Origin of the sequence: Schwartzia succinivorans DSM 10502 (assembly GCF_900129225.1) — a bacterium.
GTDB lineage: Bacteria > Bacillota > Negativicutes > Selenomonadales > Selenomonadaceae > Schwartzia > Schwartzia succinivorans.
In genome coordinates, this window is the sequence record NZ_FQUG01000006.1 from 124,869 (window position 1) to 142,434 (window position 17,566).

Sequence of the window (17,566 nt, forward strand, 5' to 3'; positions counted from 1 at the left end):
CACAGAGATTTTTGGAAATTCGGTTAGGAAAGGGGGGAGACGGCATGGACCGCTGGATACTGCATGTGGATATGGACGCATTTTTCGCGTCGGTTGAGCAGCGTGACCACGAGGAATACAGGGGAAAGCCTGTCATAGTCGGCGGCCTCGGCCCAAGGGGCGTCGTCTCCACCGCCTCCTACGAAGCGCGGCGCTATGGCGTGCACTCGGCTATGCCTATGGCCACCGCAAGACGGCTTTGCAGGGACGGAATCTTTTTATCGGGGAGCTACGAGACCTACCGCGCCGTTTCGAAAAAGGTCTTTTCCGTGCTTTCGCGATTTTCCCCTGTTATAGAGCCTCTCTCCATTGATGAAGGCTTTCTGGATATCACGGGGATGGAAGGACTTATGGAAAGCCGCAGGGAATACGGTCTCAGACTGAAAAAGGAAATATTTGAGGCAACGGGACTCGTCGCCTCCGTGGGTATCGCGCCGAATAAATTCCTTGCAAAGCTTGCATCGGATTTGGAAAAGCCTGACGGCCTCGTAATAATCGAAAAAGAAGACATCATGCGCGTGCTTTCGCCGCTCCCTGTGAGACGAATCTGGGGCGTGGGAAAGAAAATGAACGAAAGGCTCGCCCTTCTTGGCATAAAAACAATCGGCGAACTGGCGAATACGGATATAAAAATCCTTGAGGAAAATCTGGGAACCCATGCGGCACGTCAGCTTTATGAGCTGTCCCACGGCATTGACAACCGCCCCGTAGAGCCTGAGCGGGAGGTTAAATCCATCGGCCGCGAGGAAACCTTCACAGAGGATATATACAAAAGGGAAGATATAGACAAGGCGCTTTTGTATCTGGCGGAGCAGGTGGGGTGGCGGCTTCGGAAGGCAGGGACAATGGCGCATACCATTCAGCTGAAAATTCGATTCGGAGATTTCTCTACCTATACAAGGAGGAAAACCCTGGAGCAGCCTACGGCATACGACGAGGAAATATATGAAACGGCAAAGGAGCTGTGTTCATCTGTAACAATGCCGAGAGGCATGGGAGTTAGGCTTCTTGGCATAAGCGGCAGCGGCCTCGGCACATCCTCGGAAATCTCCCTTTTCTCCGCAAGGGATACACAGAAAAAAGAAAAGCTGTACGGAGCGATAGACGACCTGAAGGCACGTTTCGGCGAAGGCATAGTGACAAAAGGAAATCTGATTAGGTAGGGAAAACATGGCAGGGTACTCCCTCCGTCACGCTTCCAGCGTGCCACCTCCCTCAATGAGGGAGGCAGAAAAAGCCCCCCTCATTGAGGGGGGTGCCCTGGAAGGGCGGGGGGAGTACCAGGGAGAGTGTTGATTACAAGCGTCCAGGTGCGGGGAGTACAGCAGCACTGTGTGTGGCGTGCCCTTAAAGGGCGCACAGTACCATGCTTGGGTATTCTGAATGGCGGGGGAGTACCGAAGGTCGCAAAAAAACGAAATGGAGACTTTCAAATGTCACTGACATACAACAAAAAACTCATTCCGTTGGCAAAAGCATTAAGAACAAAAATGACAAGGCAGGAAAGACATTTGTGGTACGATTTTCTACGTAATTATCCAATACGTTTTCAACGGCAAAAAACCATTGATAACTACATTGCTGATTTTTACTGCCATAAAGCCAAACTTGTTATTGAGATTGATGGCAGTCAGCATTACACAGAAGAAGGACTGGAATACGATGAAATTCGTACCAATATTCTGCAAGAGTACAGACTGGAAATTATCAGATTTACTAATGTGGATATTGACAGAAACTTTGTGAATGTATGTCAGGCAATAGATAATAAAGTAAAGCAGGTACTGAGCACCACTCCGTAAGAGGTTCGTGATGCAACTGACACTCCCTCCGTCACGCTTACAGCGTGCCAAGCCAACATGCCACTGGCATGTTGACACCTCAGCGAGGGAGGCTCCAAAAGCCCCCAACATAGAAGGAAGCAGATAAAAGTTCTACTCAAAGAGTGGTACTCCCTCCGTCACGCCTTCAGCGTGCCAAGCCAACATGCCACCGGCATGTTGACACCTCATGGAGGACACTCTCTCCGTCACGCCTTCATTTAGCAAAGCCAACATGTCACCGGCATGTTGACACCTCAGCGAGGACACTCCCTCCGTCACGCTTCCAGCGTGCCAAGCCAACATGCCACCGGCATAGTGACACCTCAGCGAGGGAGGCTCCAAAAGCCCCCAACATATAAGGAAGCAGATAAAAGTTCTACTCAAAGAGTGGTACTCCCTCCGTCACGCCTTCAGCGTGCCAAGCCAACATGCCACCGGCATATTGACACCTCAATGAGGGAGGCCTCAAAAGCCCCCATTGAGGAGTGCTAAGGAAGGATGATCAGCATGACGGCAGCTCCAATAAAATCCACTTCATTTAGTGGTGCTAAGGAAAAATGATAAATATGTCGGCAGTTCCAATAAAAGCCCCCCTCATTGAGGGGGGTGCCCTGTAAGGGCGGGGGGAGTATTGTAGGAGATCGCAATACATCTAAAAATGATAAGCCTAAAGGTGGAGATACGTTACCACCACTATTGGAAAGGGTTCGGAGGAGAATCGAATAACTCAAAAAAGATATGAAAACGACAAGAAATGCCCCCACATACATCAAAAGCCCGGAACATAGGCATGAAGAAAATAATCAAGATTGTCCGTAGTAAATACTTCCGCAATTCCATTGGAACACCATGAAAAAGAGGAAGTCGCTTGGCTTCCTCTTTCAGTTTAATCGTTGTCTCCTCAAAACTCTTTAGCTCAATCGGGGATATCATCTCCAAAGCGTTTTTCTACCCAGTCTGGGTGATTTGGATTATGCATGGTCAAAACCTCATTTTACTTATGAGTGTTGTGATGTGCGGCGTTGTTTGGATTGCACTGATTTGCGTGGTTATTGGCTGCTGCCGTGTGTGCGGAGTTGTTGGGATTGCTTTGGTTAGCGTGGTGATTCATTTGGGATTGTGTATGAGTGTTTCCTGATACTTTAGCCATCAACTGCACCTCCTTTCATTAACTTGTGTCATGCTTGTTGCTTTTTCACCCTTTCAGACACCTGTATGGTTAAATATCGAGAACAAGTCGCTTTTGCAAAAAAATAAATTGGGTTGATTATATTCCTGCCTCTTGAATTGCTAAATCCGAATCTTTAGCCATCATAAAAGGTGCCTTCGCTTTTTGATGAATTAAGATTATCATCAAAGAACGAAGACGACAAACAATTCGTAGTTGTATTTAAAACTGTATGGTGGATGTGAAACCTATTAACGAAAGATAATGTAAATAGTCTTTATGTGAGAGCCATGGATTATTGATATTATGCGGCATCCCTGATGAACAAGTTAATCCCCAAGTCTTAAACATTTTATCAATCCAAGCTTTCGAAACTTGTTCTTTATTCCCGTTAAATTCTTTCAATTTGTTTATGCACCAAACATAATCTGCCGGAGTGTCTAATGCGAATTTTACGCCATATTCATCAAGAACAGACCAAAACTTCACCGCATCCTTTTTGTCTGCATTTAAAGTTTTATAGCTATCCATTTCATTTTTGGAAAGCCTTAGAATAACAGTCATTTTATTATTGCAATCTATAAGCGCTCGTTTCATGACTTCTTTAACCTGATTGCTTTCGCGTTCCATCCGAGCCTTATAATATGGGGTAAAATCAATGTATAAGTCGTAATGTTTTTCGTCACAATATAAATCTGGCAAAGCAACATCAAGGGCAGATGAAAGTGCTTCCAAAGTATCAATCGGAGGCATAATCTTTCCTTTTTCGATACGTCCCACATTTTGTTGTGTCATATGTGCTTTTTTAGCGAGTGTTGTTTGTGTTAAACCGCGAAGTTTACGATAAAACTTCACATTTTCGCCTATAGCTTTAGCATTCATAAATACATTCCTTTCAATATAGGTATTCTTTGCTGTCTAAAAATATTGACCTATTTCTGGATTACTGCTACACTATATTAAGCCGTCTAAATTTTGCATTTTATTTTTGGAATAATGTAAGGGGGATAATAGTATGGCAGAAAATCAAGTAATAAGTCTATTTGGAAATGAAGAATTACCTAAAGTAGTAAATGGTAATAATTCTACAATTAATAACAAAATAAAATGTCATTGGGTAAATTATAAAGACACGACTATGGAATGTCCATTAAGTCTTTTTGATGGGTATCAGGATTTAAAGGTTATATCATTTTCGTATAATTTTGGATTTATTGCACAGCTAACAGAAAAATTTGAGCAATCACAAATTATTCTTGGGGCAGAATTTATTGCTTCAAAAATGAATAAAACGATAGTAAACCAGATGAAAGAAGTAATGGCCAATGCTGATGAATTACGCTTGAATCTTCATCGAAATAAGAAATTGGCTAAACGGGTTGTTGAAGAAGTAGTGGAAATTCGGTGTCCGTTGATGGTGATAGACCATCGAAAAATATATCTGTTAAAATCGGATGGTGACCGAAAGCGCGTAATTATGCCGTCTGCTAATATTTCTGCCCGTGCCTGGACAGGACTTAATCAAATTGAGAACTTTAATGTTAGTGATGATCCGGCATTATATGATGTATATTTAGCTGAATTTGAAACTGCTTGGGAATTGTCGGAACCTGTAGTTCCGAATGCGCGAGTCACAAAAGAAATAAACGAAAAATCAATTGATGAACTTCCGGATAAAGATGTATCAGGAAAAGAAACGGAAATATATTCTGTTGAATCTGATAATCCCATACTGGAAAATGCCACCAAAGCTGTAATTGACAAGGCTATCATTGTAAAAGAAGTCGATGATATGGAAACAAAGCTTGAAATTATTGAATATGATAAAGATATGGAAAAATTAAAACAGTTTCATGCTGAGATACTAAAGGAGCTTAAATTAAAAAACAATAGAAATCAAATACAGCTTGTCCCTAAGATGATAGAGGAATATCGCTTTAACGCAAATAAAATTAGTAAGAAAAAAATGAATTTTGAAAAGAAATCGGTGGCATATCCTCGTATGATAGTAGATTACTCAACAGAGGAGATTTTTTTAGACAAACAAAAGATGGATTTGTCTCCAACTGATGATGCTGTAAAAAATGACATTAAAGAGATGCTTGCAGTTTTTTCAAACTTTGATAATTTTATTGGACAAGTTAATAAAGCAAGGGAAAATTTTTTTAAACTAATGGTTGCGTTATTTTCCTCACCGTTTAATGCAAAGCTTCGCTGTGTTGCGTTTTTAAAAGATAAAGCAACTCAGGGCCTGCCATTGTATATCTTGTTAAACTCCCCTAGAGCAAATTGCGGTAAAACCTTTATGGTTAGGTATTTCCTGAAAATGATGACGGGTAAAAAGCAGCTTGGTTATAAATTTGAAAAAATAAAATCAAAAGAGTTGGAAGCTTTTTTGAAAAGTGATGAAGTACAGCATAAGGGTATTCCGATTTTTATTGATGAGGTAACTTCTGCTTTTAAAATATCGTTTTCGGGGATGATTAGAACAGTAGATTCTTGTGAAGAGGAATTTCGGGAATGTCAGCCGTTGACGATATTTGCTTCCAATGATGTACCTAAACCTGACGAACCTTTGCGAAAAAGAATGGTATTTATGAATTTTGATATTGGACTGCCAAGTGATGTAATGCCGCGCGAAATGGATACAATAGGCAGACAGTTAGTTAATCGGGTAAATACTGCGTTTTATCGCAAATATTTATCCTATATGCTTCCATATGTAACGGGTGAATTACGTAAAATGACTACAGGCGAAGGACTTACAGATGAATACTCTCCGGAGCTTATGAAAAAATCGTCCGAAATTATTATTGAAATAATAAAAGGATATGGGTTTGAGATTCCTGAGTATATGAAAATTTTATCCTGGGATACTGATTATGCAGCAAATTCCCAATCAATTTATGAAGATGAATTAAACAAAATAATTGAACTATACAAGACGGATAGAAAGCTGTTTAATATCGATGAAAGATATGTTACTATTTGCTTGAACGATGATGGAACAGGCTCTAAAATGATATCAAACTGGGTAAACCTTCTCCCTGGTGAAATTCAAGCAGAAAAACTTCCTAATTTTAAAATTCGCATGAATCGTAAAGCATTGGAAAAGCATCTTGATTATCATTTTGAAACAGGCCTCCGCGCGAAATTAAAAGACTGGTTTTCATAATTGAAAGGTTGATTATATCAATGAAAAAAATTGATAATATTTACATATATGCAAAACAGAAAGACAACATAGAAGAACTGAAATATGTCCTCCTAAATATTGATGCATTTCATAGGTGCGATAATGTTTATATTAGTCAAGAACCGAGACGAAGCTTTACTGAGCTTGAAAAAATAAAGGAAGTAATCAAAGAGAATGATGTTTGTATTATAACAAACCCTGCATCGTTAGGACTAAATGAAGCTGAAATTGTCAAGCAAATTGAGTGGTTTATTCAAAAGCCGAGGATATTGTTGATATACGATTTTTCGGCTACATACTCATGGGGTATTTACCAGCCTATGAATCAAGCTATTCTTCAAACAATACAGCAATCGGTATTAATTCAGTCAGGAAAGCATATTGTAAAAATGCCGGAAAACAGAAAATCGAATGCAGGGCGAAGTCGTGTAGACTTTCCTGAAAATTGGGAAGAACTATATGACGAATGGGAAAGGAAAATAATAACGTCTAAGGAATTCTTGGAGAAATCAGGGTTAAAAAGAGCTACTTTTTATAATATGATAACGGAATATAGAGAAATTAAAGAGGAAAAAAACAAGTTTTATAATTCATACAAAACACTATAAGGTGGGTTGCTGGGGAATGTTTATAGTCATTCTAAGAAATAAAACCTTTCTTTATATTCCCGTATACTGGTGGCTAAGAACAAATAAAGGTTAAAATAACGCAGATATGTCCGCTACTGGGACCACCAGCTGAGAGCATTAAGCATTTTGTATGTTTATTTTACACAGAAAAAATGGCTATCATGTTTCGATTACGTCTGAATGGGATGAATTTTAATGTATTTTCGTCAGACGATGAATCGGTCGTTACGGAGTAGCATGGTCTACGCCGAGTATCAGCTGACACAGCATGGCGGAAAAAGACAAGGAAAAAGACCACACAAAAAGGACCTACCGCAAGCAGTAAGTCCTTTTCAAAGATGGGGTCCAAAATGCCGTCGGCAATATCTGCCTAAACCTGCATGTGCAGGTGGGTACCCTAAGCCGTGTCTTTGATCATCGTCCTAAACGCTACATCAGCCACATGGTTCAAATCAGGTTCCCTGAAGGTAAAAGTCGGTTAGACATCAATATCTGCCAACGCACACCCCAGACGTTTCCTTCTTCACCTGTATAGTAGCACAAAGCAATGGCCAAAACAAGTCTTGACAAAGCGTTATGGCAGTGCTTTTCGAGCGTTTTTTATTGGATTTTCGGAAAATGTTTTTCATATTTAATATACCTCGGTCAGAATTGGGAAAACTGTACGGGAACGCAATGATTTCGGGAGAACGGGGGAGCGAATCTCATTTTAGGTTGGCAAAACTTGAATTAATGCGTTATAATCATTAGATAGAATCTACGGATGAAAGGAAGAAAAAAATGGCAAACAAGTTCAGCGTAGCCGTCCATTACAATGATGTCCTGGGCTATATCGAATATGATGAGGATACACATAAAGCTGTTGTAACGCTGCCTGATGAAAAGGGCAAAAAGCTCGCGGAGGAATATCTCGGCACAACCCATAAAATCAACGTACCTCAGAGCAATCTCGTTGATTTCAAGGAAGAAACCATTGACCCGCTGGCGGATGTAAGAAGCTTTCAGATTGCGCTCACACGTATCTGGGAGGAGACTGAGGTCTACGTTGACTGGAGCCGTCCGGTAGAGTTCATTAAAAAATATCCGACTCTCGACAGCCTGCCGAAGGGCGGAGAGCATTTCGAGCTTTCGGAAAACTAAAGCTGTACTATGAATTAAAGGGCACTGACTCTTATTGAGCCGGTGCCTTTTTCTATGCTCAGTGCCGGAAAACTCCAAAACGCAATAGTGGGATTCTGAGCATCACTCTGATATTTGTTGCTGTCCCGGAGATATACGACCGCGTAATACGTACATATATGTATACAATATACCACTATGAAAACCATGTACAATTAGGAAATGTCCACTTATAATGTTAAATGTCTTATTTTGTATATCGGAGATGGACGTGCGGTATGTTCAGAGTGGATTCTGCCCGCCCGGAGTTCTCCGAGGGAGGGGTTTTATGAACTTATCAATTAAAATTTTCATTGCTCTGGTTTTGGCTGCCGTCGTCGGTGTCGCCGCAGGTCCCGAGGGACTTCCTTTCATTAAATGGTGGATTGCTCCTATCGGAACGATTTTCATCAATCTTATCAAGATGATGATTGTTCCTGTAGTATTTACATCTCTTGTCGTTGGCATGACAAGCCTCGGAGATACAAAGACTCTTGGCCGTATCGGAATCAAGACGGTTCTTATCTATCTCGTTACGACGGCTGTCGCTATCGTAATCGGCTTCGGTGTTGCCAGCTTCGGTCATCCTGGCACAGGCATTCAGCTTGCCGCTGATGCAACGGTCACGGTAAAAGAGGCTCCGTCAGTCATGCAGGTTTTGGTGAACATGGTTCCGACGAATCCTGTTCAGTCCATGGCAAAGGCTGAAATCCTGCCTGTCATCATGTTCGCTATCTTCATCGGCTACGGTATCATTGAGGTAGGCGGCAAGAAGGCTGAGCTTTTGATGGTGGTTTTTGATGCTGCCGCTGAGGTCTGCTACAAGATTATTGCCGCAATCATGAAGGTTTCTCCTATCGGCGTATTCGCGCTCCTTCTTCCTGTTGTTGCCGCAAACGGCCCTAAGGTTCTTCTTCCGCTCATTTCCGTTATTGCCTGCATGGCAGTCGGAAGCATTATACATGTAGTCGGCGTTTACTCCACTATCGCAAGTGTCGGTGCGCATATTTCTCCGGCTAAATTCTTCCGCGGCATGGCTGAGGCTATGCTTATCGCTTTCTCCACCTGCAGCAGCGCAGGTACGCTTCCCGTCAACATGAAAAATCTTCAGGAGAAGCTTGGCTGTTCCCGTGAGGTCACCAGCTTCGTTCTTCCGCTGGGCGCGACAATCAACATGGATGGAACAGCGCTCTACATGGGCGTATGCTCCCTCTTTATCGCAAATGTATTCGGTGTTGACCTTTCTGTACAGCAGATGCTGATGATTGTCTTCACAGGTACGCTTGCTTCCATCGGTACGGCAGGTGTTCCGGGCGCAGGTCTTATCATGCTCGCTATGGTTCTCCAGTCCGTAGGTCTTCCGATTGAAGGACTTGCACTGGTAGCAGGTATTGACCGTGTTCTTGATATGTTCCGTACATGCCTGAACATCACAGGCGATGCTGCTGTTGCTCTCGCTATCGACCGCACTGAGCATCATAAGGTTGTTGCGTAATATCCCCGAAAACTCAAGATTTTCAGAGACCGTCCGCAGAAAACGGACGGTCTTTTCTTTTGCCTTTTTCTAATAAACATAAAATATTTAAGGGATATACCTGAAATACCTTAATGATTTCTTGATTTTGCCGTTATATGGTTACATTGAGTTTACAAAATTAAGCTGCGCCCCTATACTTATATACATACTTAACATCGGAGGGGTTTCAGATGGATTTTGCAAAGCTTTTGGCTGATATAAATAACTTCGTGTGGGGACCCGTCATGCTGGCGCTTCTCGTCGGCACAGGCGTATTTCTCACGGTTCGGCTTCACTTCCTGCCCTGGAGAAACCTTTTTTACGCCATGAAGCTCATTTTTACAAAAAAAGGAGAGACTGAGGGCGATATTACGCCGTTCCAGTCCCTGATGACGGCGCTTTCCGCTACCATCGGTACAGGAAACATCGTCGGTGTCGCTACGGCTATGGTGCTGGGCGGCCCGGGTGCTCTCGTGTGGATGTGGATCAGCGCGGCCTTCGGACTTTCCACGAAATACGGTGAATCCGTTCTTGCGGTCAAATATCGTGAGACCAACAGCATCGGCGAGATGTCAGGCGGCCCGATGTATGCCATGCGTAACGGCATAGGCGGTACGGTGGGCAAGGTAATGGGTGTTATGTTTGCCTTCTTTGCGGCAACGGCGTCCTTCGGAATCGGAAACATGACACAGGCCAACGCAATGGCAGCGGCACTTGAGAGCGGATTTTTTGTGCCGACGTGGATTACGGGCGCGGTTGTCATGGTTGCCTCTCTTATCGTTTTGACACGCGGCATAAGAAGCATAGGCGCTGTATCCGGGGTAGTGGTTCCTGCTATGTCAGTTTTCTACTTCTGCATGACGCTTATCGTTATCGTTATGAATTTCTCCGCTATTCCTGCAGGTCTTTCCGAGATATTCCGCATGGCGTTTTCCTTTGACGCTGTGGCAGGCGGCGTCGGCGGCTCCATAATCGCAACCATCCTCACCTCCATGCGCTGGGGTGTTGCCCGCGGCGTATTCTCCAACGAAGCAGGTCTCGGCTCCGCTCCTATAGCTGCGGCTGCCGCGCAGACAGACCATCCGGCGCGTCAGGGCTATGTAAATATGACAGGAACCTTCTTCGATACCATGATTGTATGTATGCTCACGGGACTTGCCATCTCCTCGTCGGGAGTTCTCGGCACTGTGGACCCTGAAACGGGAAAGCTTGTATCGGGAGTACAGCTCACGGTCCTGGCTCTCGGCACGGTATTCGGTGAATACGCGAAATACGTCGTGGCAGTTGCTCTGGCACTGTTTTCCTTCTCAACTATTCTCGGCTGGGAATATTACGGTGAAAAATCCTTCGAGTACCTTTTCAAAAACCGCAAGGCCATCATGGGCTACCGCATAGTCTACAGCATGGCGACCTACATCGGCGCAACAATGGCACTTGATATGGTCTGGAATATCTCCGATACAATGAACGGCCTCATGGCTATTCCAAACCTCATCTGCCTGCTGTGGCTCAGCAAGGACATTGCAGATGTGACCTTTGATTACGAGGAAAATGTAGTGGCTCTCGAAAAAAAGGGCGTAGAGAATAACTGCAAGGACACTTTTGCAGATACAAATCAATGAAATAAGCAAAGAAAAGGCTTCCGCGCCATGAAGTGCGGAAGCCTTTTGCTATTCAGTGTTTAGTATTTAGTATATTCAGCGTTTAACAGGGGTCAGCTTTGCGTATGCCTCACCCATGAGGAGATGCTTGAAGGTTCCCGCTGCTTTTCCCGGCGGACAAACCAAAGATACATCCACGCAGGACTGGAATACCATTACGATATCGCTGCCTCCGAAGAGGAAGTATCCCATGGGGTCGCCCTTCTTGACGACTTTGCCCACAGCAAGGTCTTTTTCCCAGTTGCAGGAGCATATCTGCGACATGCCGATGGGGAGAATAGCGACAAGTCCGTATTTTTCAGTTTCAACCACAACGCAGTCGCGGGTTTCGAGCATCTGCCATCCGGGGATGGTATCCTCGAGAACATAACGGGAGCTCTTGGGATCCCATACGGTGATGCCGCCGGCACCGTTGACGGCAGGAATTTTCCGAAGTTCAACAATTTTTCCGCTGACAGGGAAGTGATAGCGGTGATAGTCGTTTACATCAAGGAAGGTATGTGTCAGCGTGCCGCCCTTAAACGCGTCGGCGTAAGCAGAGCCCGGGCCCAGGAGCTGGGCAACGGAATTAAAGGTTGCGGACTTGATGGCAACGCCTTCTTTTTGCACCAGGTTGCCTTCATTGTCGATTTTCCAGATTCCCTGTGGCTGGGCATCCGCAGGAGAAACCACCTCGGATTTTGCAATCGGACGGACAGACGGGTCAATCAGATGACGGGCAAACCAGTCGTTAAAGCTGACCCATACGTTTTCCTCTGCATACCATCCGTGCTGCATGTTCATGGAGGGGTCCTGTTTTATCTTCTGATAATAGCTGTCGTTCCAGCTTTCCTTCGTTGAAAGATATTTTCCCCATTCAATGGAATATTCACGGAGCCATGAAGCGAGGGGCTCATGGTATTGAAGGGTAGGATAATAATATCCGTGCCCTTCCAGCTCCTCCAGAGGCTGGTCAAAAAGGAACCAGATGTAGTCCACGCTCTGGTCAATATGGCTATAAAGCGTGGGGTAGGAAGCATCCTTCAGAACGTTCCACGGCATACATGTAGCAGCCCAGTCCAGAAACGGATAAAGCTCCTGAACGCTCTGAACCGGATTCGTATTGCGGTCCGGATTGATTTCCTTCGCCTTTGCGATGGATTTTTCCATCAAAACCATAAGCTCCGGGTCGGATTCCAGACAATTCATCATTGCGATGGCGGGCTTCGAGTGGGGCGTATACGGGGCGGATGCCGCCTGAACACTTAGACTGAAGACCACGAGCAAAAAGCCGAGCAGCAGAGCAGAAAGCTTTCTTCTCATAAAAACTCCCCCTTTGTCATTATAAAAAGATTTTTGTACTTAAATTTTGACTGAAATAGAGAATATTGTCAATTATCTGTAAAATGTTTTTTGCCTGCAAATAACTCTGCCGCAGCTGAATTTAATATTTTTTTATGGAAAAACTTCATCGGGGGCAGTATATTAGAAGGGAAGGAGGGGCTTATATGGATTTTTCGGGCTTTCAGATTGCGTTTCAGGCTGTTGCCCCTGTGTTTGTTCTCATAGGCATCGGACTTGTCATACGCGCCCGTCATCTTTTGACGGATGAGGAGCTGAAACGGGTAAACGGCATGGTATTTCAGATATTCTTCTTTATCATGCTTTTTTACAGCACCTACACGACTAATATCCGTCAGACCTTTCAGCCGAGGCTCATCGCCTTTGCCTTATGCTCCCTTGCCGTTATCTACATTGTGCCCTTTCTGCTTGTGCCGCGCTTTGAGCCATCGGACAAACGCCGCGGCGCCATGATACAGGCGATATACAGAAGCAATTTTGTCCTTTTGGGCATTCCCTTAATAGCGAATCTTTTCGGCGAGGAAAATATCGCTGTAACAACCATGATGGTTGCTGTTGTTGTGCCCATATACAATGTCCTGGGTGTCATGACTCTTGAAATATTCCGGGGAGGAAAGGTCGCGCCCCTTACTCTCATGAGGAACGTTTTCAAAAATCCCATGATACAGGGAGCAATCGTCGGAGCATTGTTTCTTATCATTGGAATCCCTGTGCCGGAAATCGTGATGAAGCCCCTCAGACAGGTCACCGCAGCCACGAGTCCTATCGCCCTCATCATTCTGGGGGCGTCCTTTCATCTCGGCAGTACAGCTGACCACATGAAGCAGCTCGTTACCTGCGTTGTGAGCCGTCTTATTATCATACCGGGAGTGGTGCTGTCGTCGGCAGCCCTCTTGGGCTTCCGCGGCGTGGAGTTTGCCACTCTCATCGGAATCTTTGCGTCACCCTGCGCGGTAGCAGGCTTTGCCATGGCGCAGCAGATGGACAGCGACGCGGAGCTCGCCGGGAACTGTGTCGTGTTTACCACCGCTCTTTCCTGCCTTACACTTTTCGGGTGGATTGTTCTTTTCCACACTCTTGGCGTTCTTTGAATATCTATGAGAATTTAAGCTAAAACCCTTCGGGATATCCACGATACTGTGTGGATAACTTGAAAGGTTTTTCGTATTTTCGGGCAGGTTATCCACAGTTATGCACAGAGAACGGCTGTTTTGTGAATAAAATTGGGGATAACTGTGGAAAAATACATGATATTCCCGGTGAAAAATTTCCGACACCAGATATTGTATTGTTTTGCATATTTATGAAAATATGCAAATTAAAATAAACCCTATTGACAAAGTATGAAATAACCATTACTATATAAACATAGCAATCAACTATGTTATGTATTTTTTCAGGAGGCAGAGAAGCATGGGAAAAATCTATCAAAGTATTACGGAATTGATTGGGCATACACCGCTGCTTCAGGCAAACAACTTCATCAAGGCAAACAAGCTTGAGGCGAACATTCTTGTTAAGCTGGAGTATTTCAATCCGGCAGGCAGTGTAAAGGACCGCATCGCAAAGGCTATGATTGAGGACGCGGAGAAAAAGGGAATTCTCACGAAGGACTCCGTCATCATCGAGCCTACCAGCGGCAACACAGGTATCGGACTTGCAAGCTTTGCCGCGGCCCGCGGCTACCGCGCAATACTCACGATGCCTGAGACGATGAGTGTGGAGCGCAGAAATCTTTTGAAGGCCTATGGCGCGGAGATTGTTCTGACCGACGGAGCCAAGGGAATGAAGGGCGCAATCGAAAAGGCTGACGAGCTTGCGAAGAAGACACCCCATTCATTTATTCCGTCGCAGTTCACGAACCCTGTAAATCCCGCGGCACATAAGGGCTCCACAGGACCGGAAATCTGGGAGGACACAGACGGCAATGTGGACGTATTCATCGCAGGTGTAGGCACAGGCGGTACTCTTACGGGAGTCGGCTCGTATATTAAGGAAAGAAAGCCTGAGGTCAAGGTGATTGCCGTAGAGCCTGCATCCTCCCCGGTGCTTTCCGAGGGCAAGGCCGGAGCGCACAAGATTCAGGGTATCGGCGCAGGGTTTGTTCCTGATACACTGGATACGTCGGTGTACGACGAGGTTATCCCTGTTGCCAACGAGGATGCCTTCCGTTATGGCCGTGAGTTCTCCAGGACAGAGGGTGTTCTTGTGGGTATATCCTCGGGAGCAGCTCTGGCAGCCGCAGTGCAGGCAGCAGGCCGTCCCGAGAACAAAGGAAAAAATATCGTGGTTCTTCTTCCGGATACAGGAGACCGCTATCTCTCAACAGAGCTTTTCGCTGACTGAGCAGAAAAAATCCCGGCACGTTTTTCGTGTCGGGATTTTTTATTGGAATAATTGAGGCAAAGTCTTATTTCCTTAAAATATACTTCTCGGCATTCAGGTGGAATACCTTTTCTTTTTCTTCGTCGGTCAATTCCAGAGAATCCATATATTTCATCATAGCAGACAAGCATTCATAAGGATAATCCGAAGCAAAAATAATGCTGTCAATACCGAGAGCCTTCTTTGTGCATTCAAAAGCAAGCTTGGACATATTACCGCTTGTTGTTACAACAACATTTTTGTTCTTGAAGTAATACGAAACGGAATGCTTCATTTTTACTTCATCATCCCTGATCCATTCAAAGCGGTTATCAACTCTTTCCAATATAAACGGGAAGTATTCACCCAGATGACCAAGAATCATTCTTAATTTCGGGAATTTATCAAATGTCCCGTTTAATATGAGTCTTAATGAAGTTTTCATGGCGTCCAGGCCAAAACCGAGTCCCGGGGAAGAATACACGTAACCCATATTTTTCATATCTGCGTCATCGGATGCCTGCGGATGAACATAAACCGCGCAGCCCAGCTCTTCAGTCTTGGCAAGCAGAGGAAGATATTTTTCCTCATATAAGTGTTCAGTCTTATAGTTGGAATGTGTATGCCAATATTCAAACCCTAATTCATTTATACAGCGTTCAAGCTCTTTGATTGCTTCATCAACATAAGGAGTTGGCAAAACTGCGGCGCCAAGGAAACGGCCGGGGTATTTTTTCATTATTTCAGCAACTGCGTCATTAGACTTCTTCGCAAACGCAACCGCTTGTCCCTTCGGCAGCTCTTCCAGAGCCGGAGAGGAAGACAGAACGCTTACATCAATACCGTTTTTATCCATAACGGCAACTCTTTCTGCGCCAAAATTCAATAATTCATCAATAACAGGATATTCATTTGTTACACCGTCAAAGCGGGCAAAAACCTTATCCCGCACCTCCAGGACTTTAGTTTCCGGATAGTATCGCATTGCCTCCTTTCGTGTGGAAAGATAGTCCATCATTTCAGGTAAGTAGTAGTGGAATTCGCAGTCAATGATTTTCATAATATCCCCTCCAATGATAACCTTTTTATAATAATAGAATATTATTCTTTGATTGTAAAATGATTTCTACCGTGTAAAAAGGAATTATGACGAGGCAGCTTCTTTTTTGGACAGATTTTAGAACATACAGACGTGACATTTCGTGTTCTGCACGAAAAACAGTAGCATTTTCGCATGGAATAGAGTATGATTTATTATCATGTACGGAATAGAGTATGAGTTATTATCATGTATCGAAGGAAACAGGGAGTGAAGAATTGTGAGAATCGTCGTTGTGGGTGCAGGAAAGCTGGGCTACAGCATTTCCGAGCTTTTGTCCCGCGAACAGTATGAGGTCGTTTTGATTGACCGTGACGCGACGCGTCTGGAGGAGGCAAAAAACCGCCTGGACGTGCTCACCATCATGGCGAACGGCTCCCATCCGCAGACGATGCAGGATATGGACGTAAAAAAGGCGGATGTTCTTATAGCGGTTACGGCAAGCGATGAGACGAACATGGTCAGCTGCATGCTGGCAAAGAAAGCAGGTATACGCCATACTGTCGCCCGTATCAGCGACCTTCTCTTTATTGAGCGTTCAAAGGACGAGATAAAGAGAATGTTCAACATTGACCTTCTTCTGATGCCTGAATACATAGCTGCCCGTGAAATCAACCGCATTCTCATGACACCTGCTGCTCTCAACGTAGAGGATTTTGCGGACGGCAAGGTGCGTCTTTTCGAGACAAAGGTAAAGGCCGACTCCAAATACGTAGGCGTGCCGTTCAAAAAGCTGAATATGCCGCCGTCCATTCTCGCAGGCATGATATTCCGCGACCATCGGATGATTATTCCTCACGGTGATGACTGCCTTATGCCCATGGACAACGCGTATTTCATCGGAAGCACAAAGGATATTGAGGCCTTCAGCAAAAACTTCGTACGCCGTGAGGCCCACAAGCTGGAGCGCGTTCTCATAATCGGCGCGGGCCGCACAGGCCGCTCCCTTGCCACCATGCTTGACAGGCAGGGTGTAAATGTAAAGATTATAGACAAGGACCGGGAACGTTCGCAGCTTGCGGCGGAGCGCCTCAAGAACAACGGTATTTCAATACTGGGTGACGGAACGAATATCGACCTTTTGAACGAGGAATCCGTAAGCGCGGCTGATGTGGTTGTCTGCCTTACCCAGGATGACAAGCTGAACATGATGATGGCACTTCTGGCGAAGCATCTTGGTGCCCGCGAGACAGTAGTGCGCGTTGCGAGAAGCGAATACAACGACCTTATGGAGAAGGTCGGTATCGACATAGTTATTTCAGCGAGACTCCTTGCAGCCAGCGAGGTGCTTGCGTTTGTACGCCGCGGCGGTGTCGTATCCGTGTCTCTTCTTGAGGGCGCACAGGCTGAGGCGGTGGAGGTCATCGTACAGGAAAAATCCCTTGTGGCGGGACGTCCGCTGAAGGAAGTCCGTGTACCGAAGGAATGTCTCGTCTGCGCTTACGTCAGAAACGGAGAGGCATTTATCCCTAACGGTAACTCGGTGCTGATGCCCGGGGACCGCGCCGTGCTCTTCATTCAGCCGAAGTTTTCGCAGAAGGTCATGTCGTATTTCAAGAGAGGTTAAGCGTT

At 45.0% G+C, this 17,566-nt stretch carries 14 protein-coding genes and 1 other RNA gene; 10 read left to right on the top strand and 5 right to left on the bottom strand.

The genetic code is table 11. The features are described 5' to 3' along the window. The first annotated feature begins 44 nt into the window (after positions 1 to 44). Positions 45 to 1,202 carry a DNA polymerase IV gene (locus tag BUA83_RS08655; RefSeq protein WP_072935841.1) on the top strand — a complete coding sequence of 386 codons (1,158 nt, stop codon included), beginning with the start codon at positions 45 to 47 and terminating at the stop codon, positions 1,200 to 1,202. A gap of 270 nt (positions 1,203 to 1,472) precedes the next feature. Continuing rightward, the gene (locus tag BUA83_RS08660) at positions 1,473 to 1,841 is read left to right on the top strand and encodes an endonuclease domain-containing protein (protein WP_072935901.1); all 369 of its coding nucleotides are present in this window, start codon (positions 1,473 to 1,475) and stop codon (positions 1,839 to 1,841) included. A gap of 1,015 nt (positions 1,842 to 2,856) precedes the next feature. Here BUA83_RS08660 and BUA83_RS12755 read toward each other — a convergent pair. Both BUA83_RS12755 and BUA83_RS08670 read right to left on the bottom strand, forming a co-directional pair. Beyond that, entirely contained in the window at positions 2,857 to 3,012 is a 156-nt protein-coding gene (locus tag BUA83_RS12755) for a hypothetical protein (RefSeq protein WP_200796037.1), read from the bottom strand. 240 nt (positions 3,013 to 3,252) lie between these two features. After that, positions 3,253 to 3,912, bottom strand: a complete 660-nt coding sequence (locus BUA83_RS08670) for a helix-turn-helix domain-containing protein (protein ID WP_072935843.1) — start codon at positions 3,910 to 3,912, stop codon at positions 3,253 to 3,255. Between the two features lie 133 nt (positions 3,913 to 4,045). On the opposite strand from BUA83_RS08670, the gene BUA83_RS08675 reads away from it, so the two are divergent. Beyond that, complete coding sequence (locus BUA83_RS08675; RefSeq protein WP_072935844.1) at positions 4,046 to 6,205, top strand: phospholipase D-like domain-containing protein; 2,160 nt, start codon at positions 4,046 to 4,048, stop codon at positions 6,203 to 6,205. Between the two features lie 20 nt (positions 6,206 to 6,225). Next, positions 6,226 to 6,834, top strand: coding sequence for a hypothetical protein (locus tag BUA83_RS08680; RefSeq protein ID WP_094756563.1), 609 nt, complete (start codon positions 6,226 to 6,228; stop codon positions 6,832 to 6,834). A 359-nt stretch (positions 6,835 to 7,193) separates the two neighbouring features. Here BUA83_RS08680 and ssrS read toward each other — a convergent pair. Then, a non-coding RNA gene (gene ssrS / locus BUA83_RS08685) (6S RNA) lies at positions 7,194 to 7,372 on the bottom strand. Between the two features lie 263 nt (positions 7,373 to 7,635). Here ssrS and BUA83_RS08690 point away from each other — a divergent pair. The 3 genes from BUA83_RS08690 (at position 7,636) to BUA83_RS08700 (ending at position 11,151) form a co-directional block, all read left to right on the top strand. Then, entirely contained in the window at positions 7,636 to 7,995 is a 360-nt protein-coding gene (locus tag BUA83_RS08690; RefSeq protein WP_072935845.1) for a hypothetical protein, read from the top strand. A gap of 307 nt (positions 7,996 to 8,302) precedes the next feature. Further along, on the top strand, positions 8,303 to 9,508 hold the full coding sequence (locus tag BUA83_RS08695) for a dicarboxylate/amino acid:cation symporter (protein ID WP_072935846.1): 1,206 nt from the start codon (positions 8,303 to 8,305) through the stop codon (positions 9,506 to 9,508). Positions 9,509 to 9,720: 212 nt separating this feature from the next. After that, positions 9,721 to 11,151, top strand: a complete 1,431-nt coding sequence (locus BUA83_RS08700) for an alanine/glycine:cation symporter family protein (protein ID WP_072935847.1) — start codon at positions 9,721 to 9,723, stop codon at positions 11,149 to 11,151. 75 nt (positions 11,152 to 11,226) lie between these two features. Here BUA83_RS08700 and BUA83_RS08705 read toward each other — a convergent pair whose 3' ends face one another. After that, positions 11,227 to 12,492 carry a phosphatidylserine decarboxylase gene (locus tag BUA83_RS08705; protein WP_072935848.1) on the bottom strand — a complete coding sequence of 422 codons (1,266 nt, stop codon included), beginning with the start codon at positions 12,490 to 12,492 and terminating at the stop codon, positions 11,227 to 11,229. Between the two features lie 185 nt (positions 12,493 to 12,677). Here BUA83_RS08705 and BUA83_RS08710 point away from each other — a divergent pair, with 185 nt between their 5' ends. Beyond that, on the top strand, positions 12,678 to 13,622 hold the full coding sequence (locus BUA83_RS08710; RefSeq protein ID WP_072935849.1) for an AEC family transporter: 945 nt from the start codon (positions 12,678 to 12,680) through the stop codon (positions 13,620 to 13,622). 322 nt (positions 13,623 to 13,944) lie between these two features. Further along, positions 13,945 to 14,877 (top strand): cysteine synthase A, encoded by a 933-nt coding sequence (gene cysK / locus BUA83_RS08715; protein ID WP_072935850.1) that lies wholly within the window; start codon positions 13,945 to 13,947, stop codon positions 14,875 to 14,877. Positions 14,878 to 14,941: 64 nt separating this feature from the next. On the opposite strand, the gene BUA83_RS08720 is transcribed toward cysK, so the two are convergent. Continuing rightward, entirely contained in the window at positions 14,942 to 15,955 is a 1,014-nt protein-coding gene (locus BUA83_RS08720; protein ID WP_072935851.1) for an amidohydrolase family protein, read from the bottom strand. Positions 15,956 to 16,214: 259 nt separating this feature from the next. Here BUA83_RS08720 and trkA point away from each other — a divergent pair, with 259 nt between their 5' ends. Further along, positions 16,215 to 17,561, top strand: a complete 1,347-nt coding sequence (trkA, locus tag BUA83_RS08725) for a Trk system potassium transporter TrkA (protein WP_072935852.1) — start codon at positions 16,215 to 16,217, stop codon at positions 17,559 to 17,561. Positions 17,562 to 17,566 lie beyond the last annotated feature (5 nt).

Bases quoted from the DNA above. Each gene is read 5' to 3' on its own strand.
- BUA83_RS08675 (WP_072935844.1), top strand. From the start codon at position 4,046: ATGGCAGAAAATCAAGTAATAAGTCTATTTGGAAATGAAGAATTACCT.
- BUA83_RS08710 (WP_072935849.1), top strand. From the start codon at position 12,678: ATGGATTTTTCGGGCTTTCAGATTGCGTTTCAGGCTGTTGCCCCTGTG.
- BUA83_RS08690 (WP_072935845.1), top strand. From the start codon at position 7,636: ATGGCAAACAAGTTCAGCGTAGCCGTCCATTACAATGATGTCCTGGGC.
- BUA83_RS08670 (WP_072935843.1), bottom strand. From the start codon at position 3,912: ATGAATGCTAAAGCTATAGGCGAAAATGTGAAGTTTTATCGTAAACTT.
- BUA83_RS08680 (WP_094756563.1), top strand. From the start codon at position 6,226: ATGAAAAAAATTGATAATATTTACATATATGCAAAACAGAAAGACAAC.
- BUA83_RS08695 (WP_072935846.1), top strand. From the start codon at position 8,303: ATGAACTTATCAATTAAAATTTTCATTGCTCTGGTTTTGGCTGCCGTC.
- BUA83_RS12755 (WP_200796037.1), bottom strand. From the start codon at position 3,012: ATGGCTAAAGTATCAGGAAACACTCATACACAATCCCAAATGAATCAC.
- BUA83_RS08720 (WP_072935851.1), bottom strand. From the start codon at position 15,955: ATGAAAATCATTGACTGCGAATTCCACTACTACTTACCTGAAATGATG.
- BUA83_RS08705 (WP_072935848.1), bottom strand. From the start codon at position 12,492: ATGAGAAGAAAGCTTTCTGCTCTGCTGCTCGGCTTTTTGCTCGTGGTC.
- BUA83_RS08655 (WP_072935841.1), top strand. From the start codon at position 45: ATGGACCGCTGGATACTGCATGTGGATATGGACGCATTTTTCGCGTCG.
- BUA83_RS08700 (WP_072935847.1), top strand. From the start codon at position 9,721: ATGGATTTTGCAAAGCTTTTGGCTGATATAAATAACTTCGTGTGGGGA.
- cysK (WP_072935850.1), top strand. From the start codon at position 13,945: ATGGGAAAAATCTATCAAAGTATTACGGAATTGATTGGGCATACACCG.
- BUA83_RS08660 (WP_072935901.1), top strand. From the start codon at position 1,473: ATGTCACTGACATACAACAAAAAACTCATTCCGTTGGCAAAAGCATTA.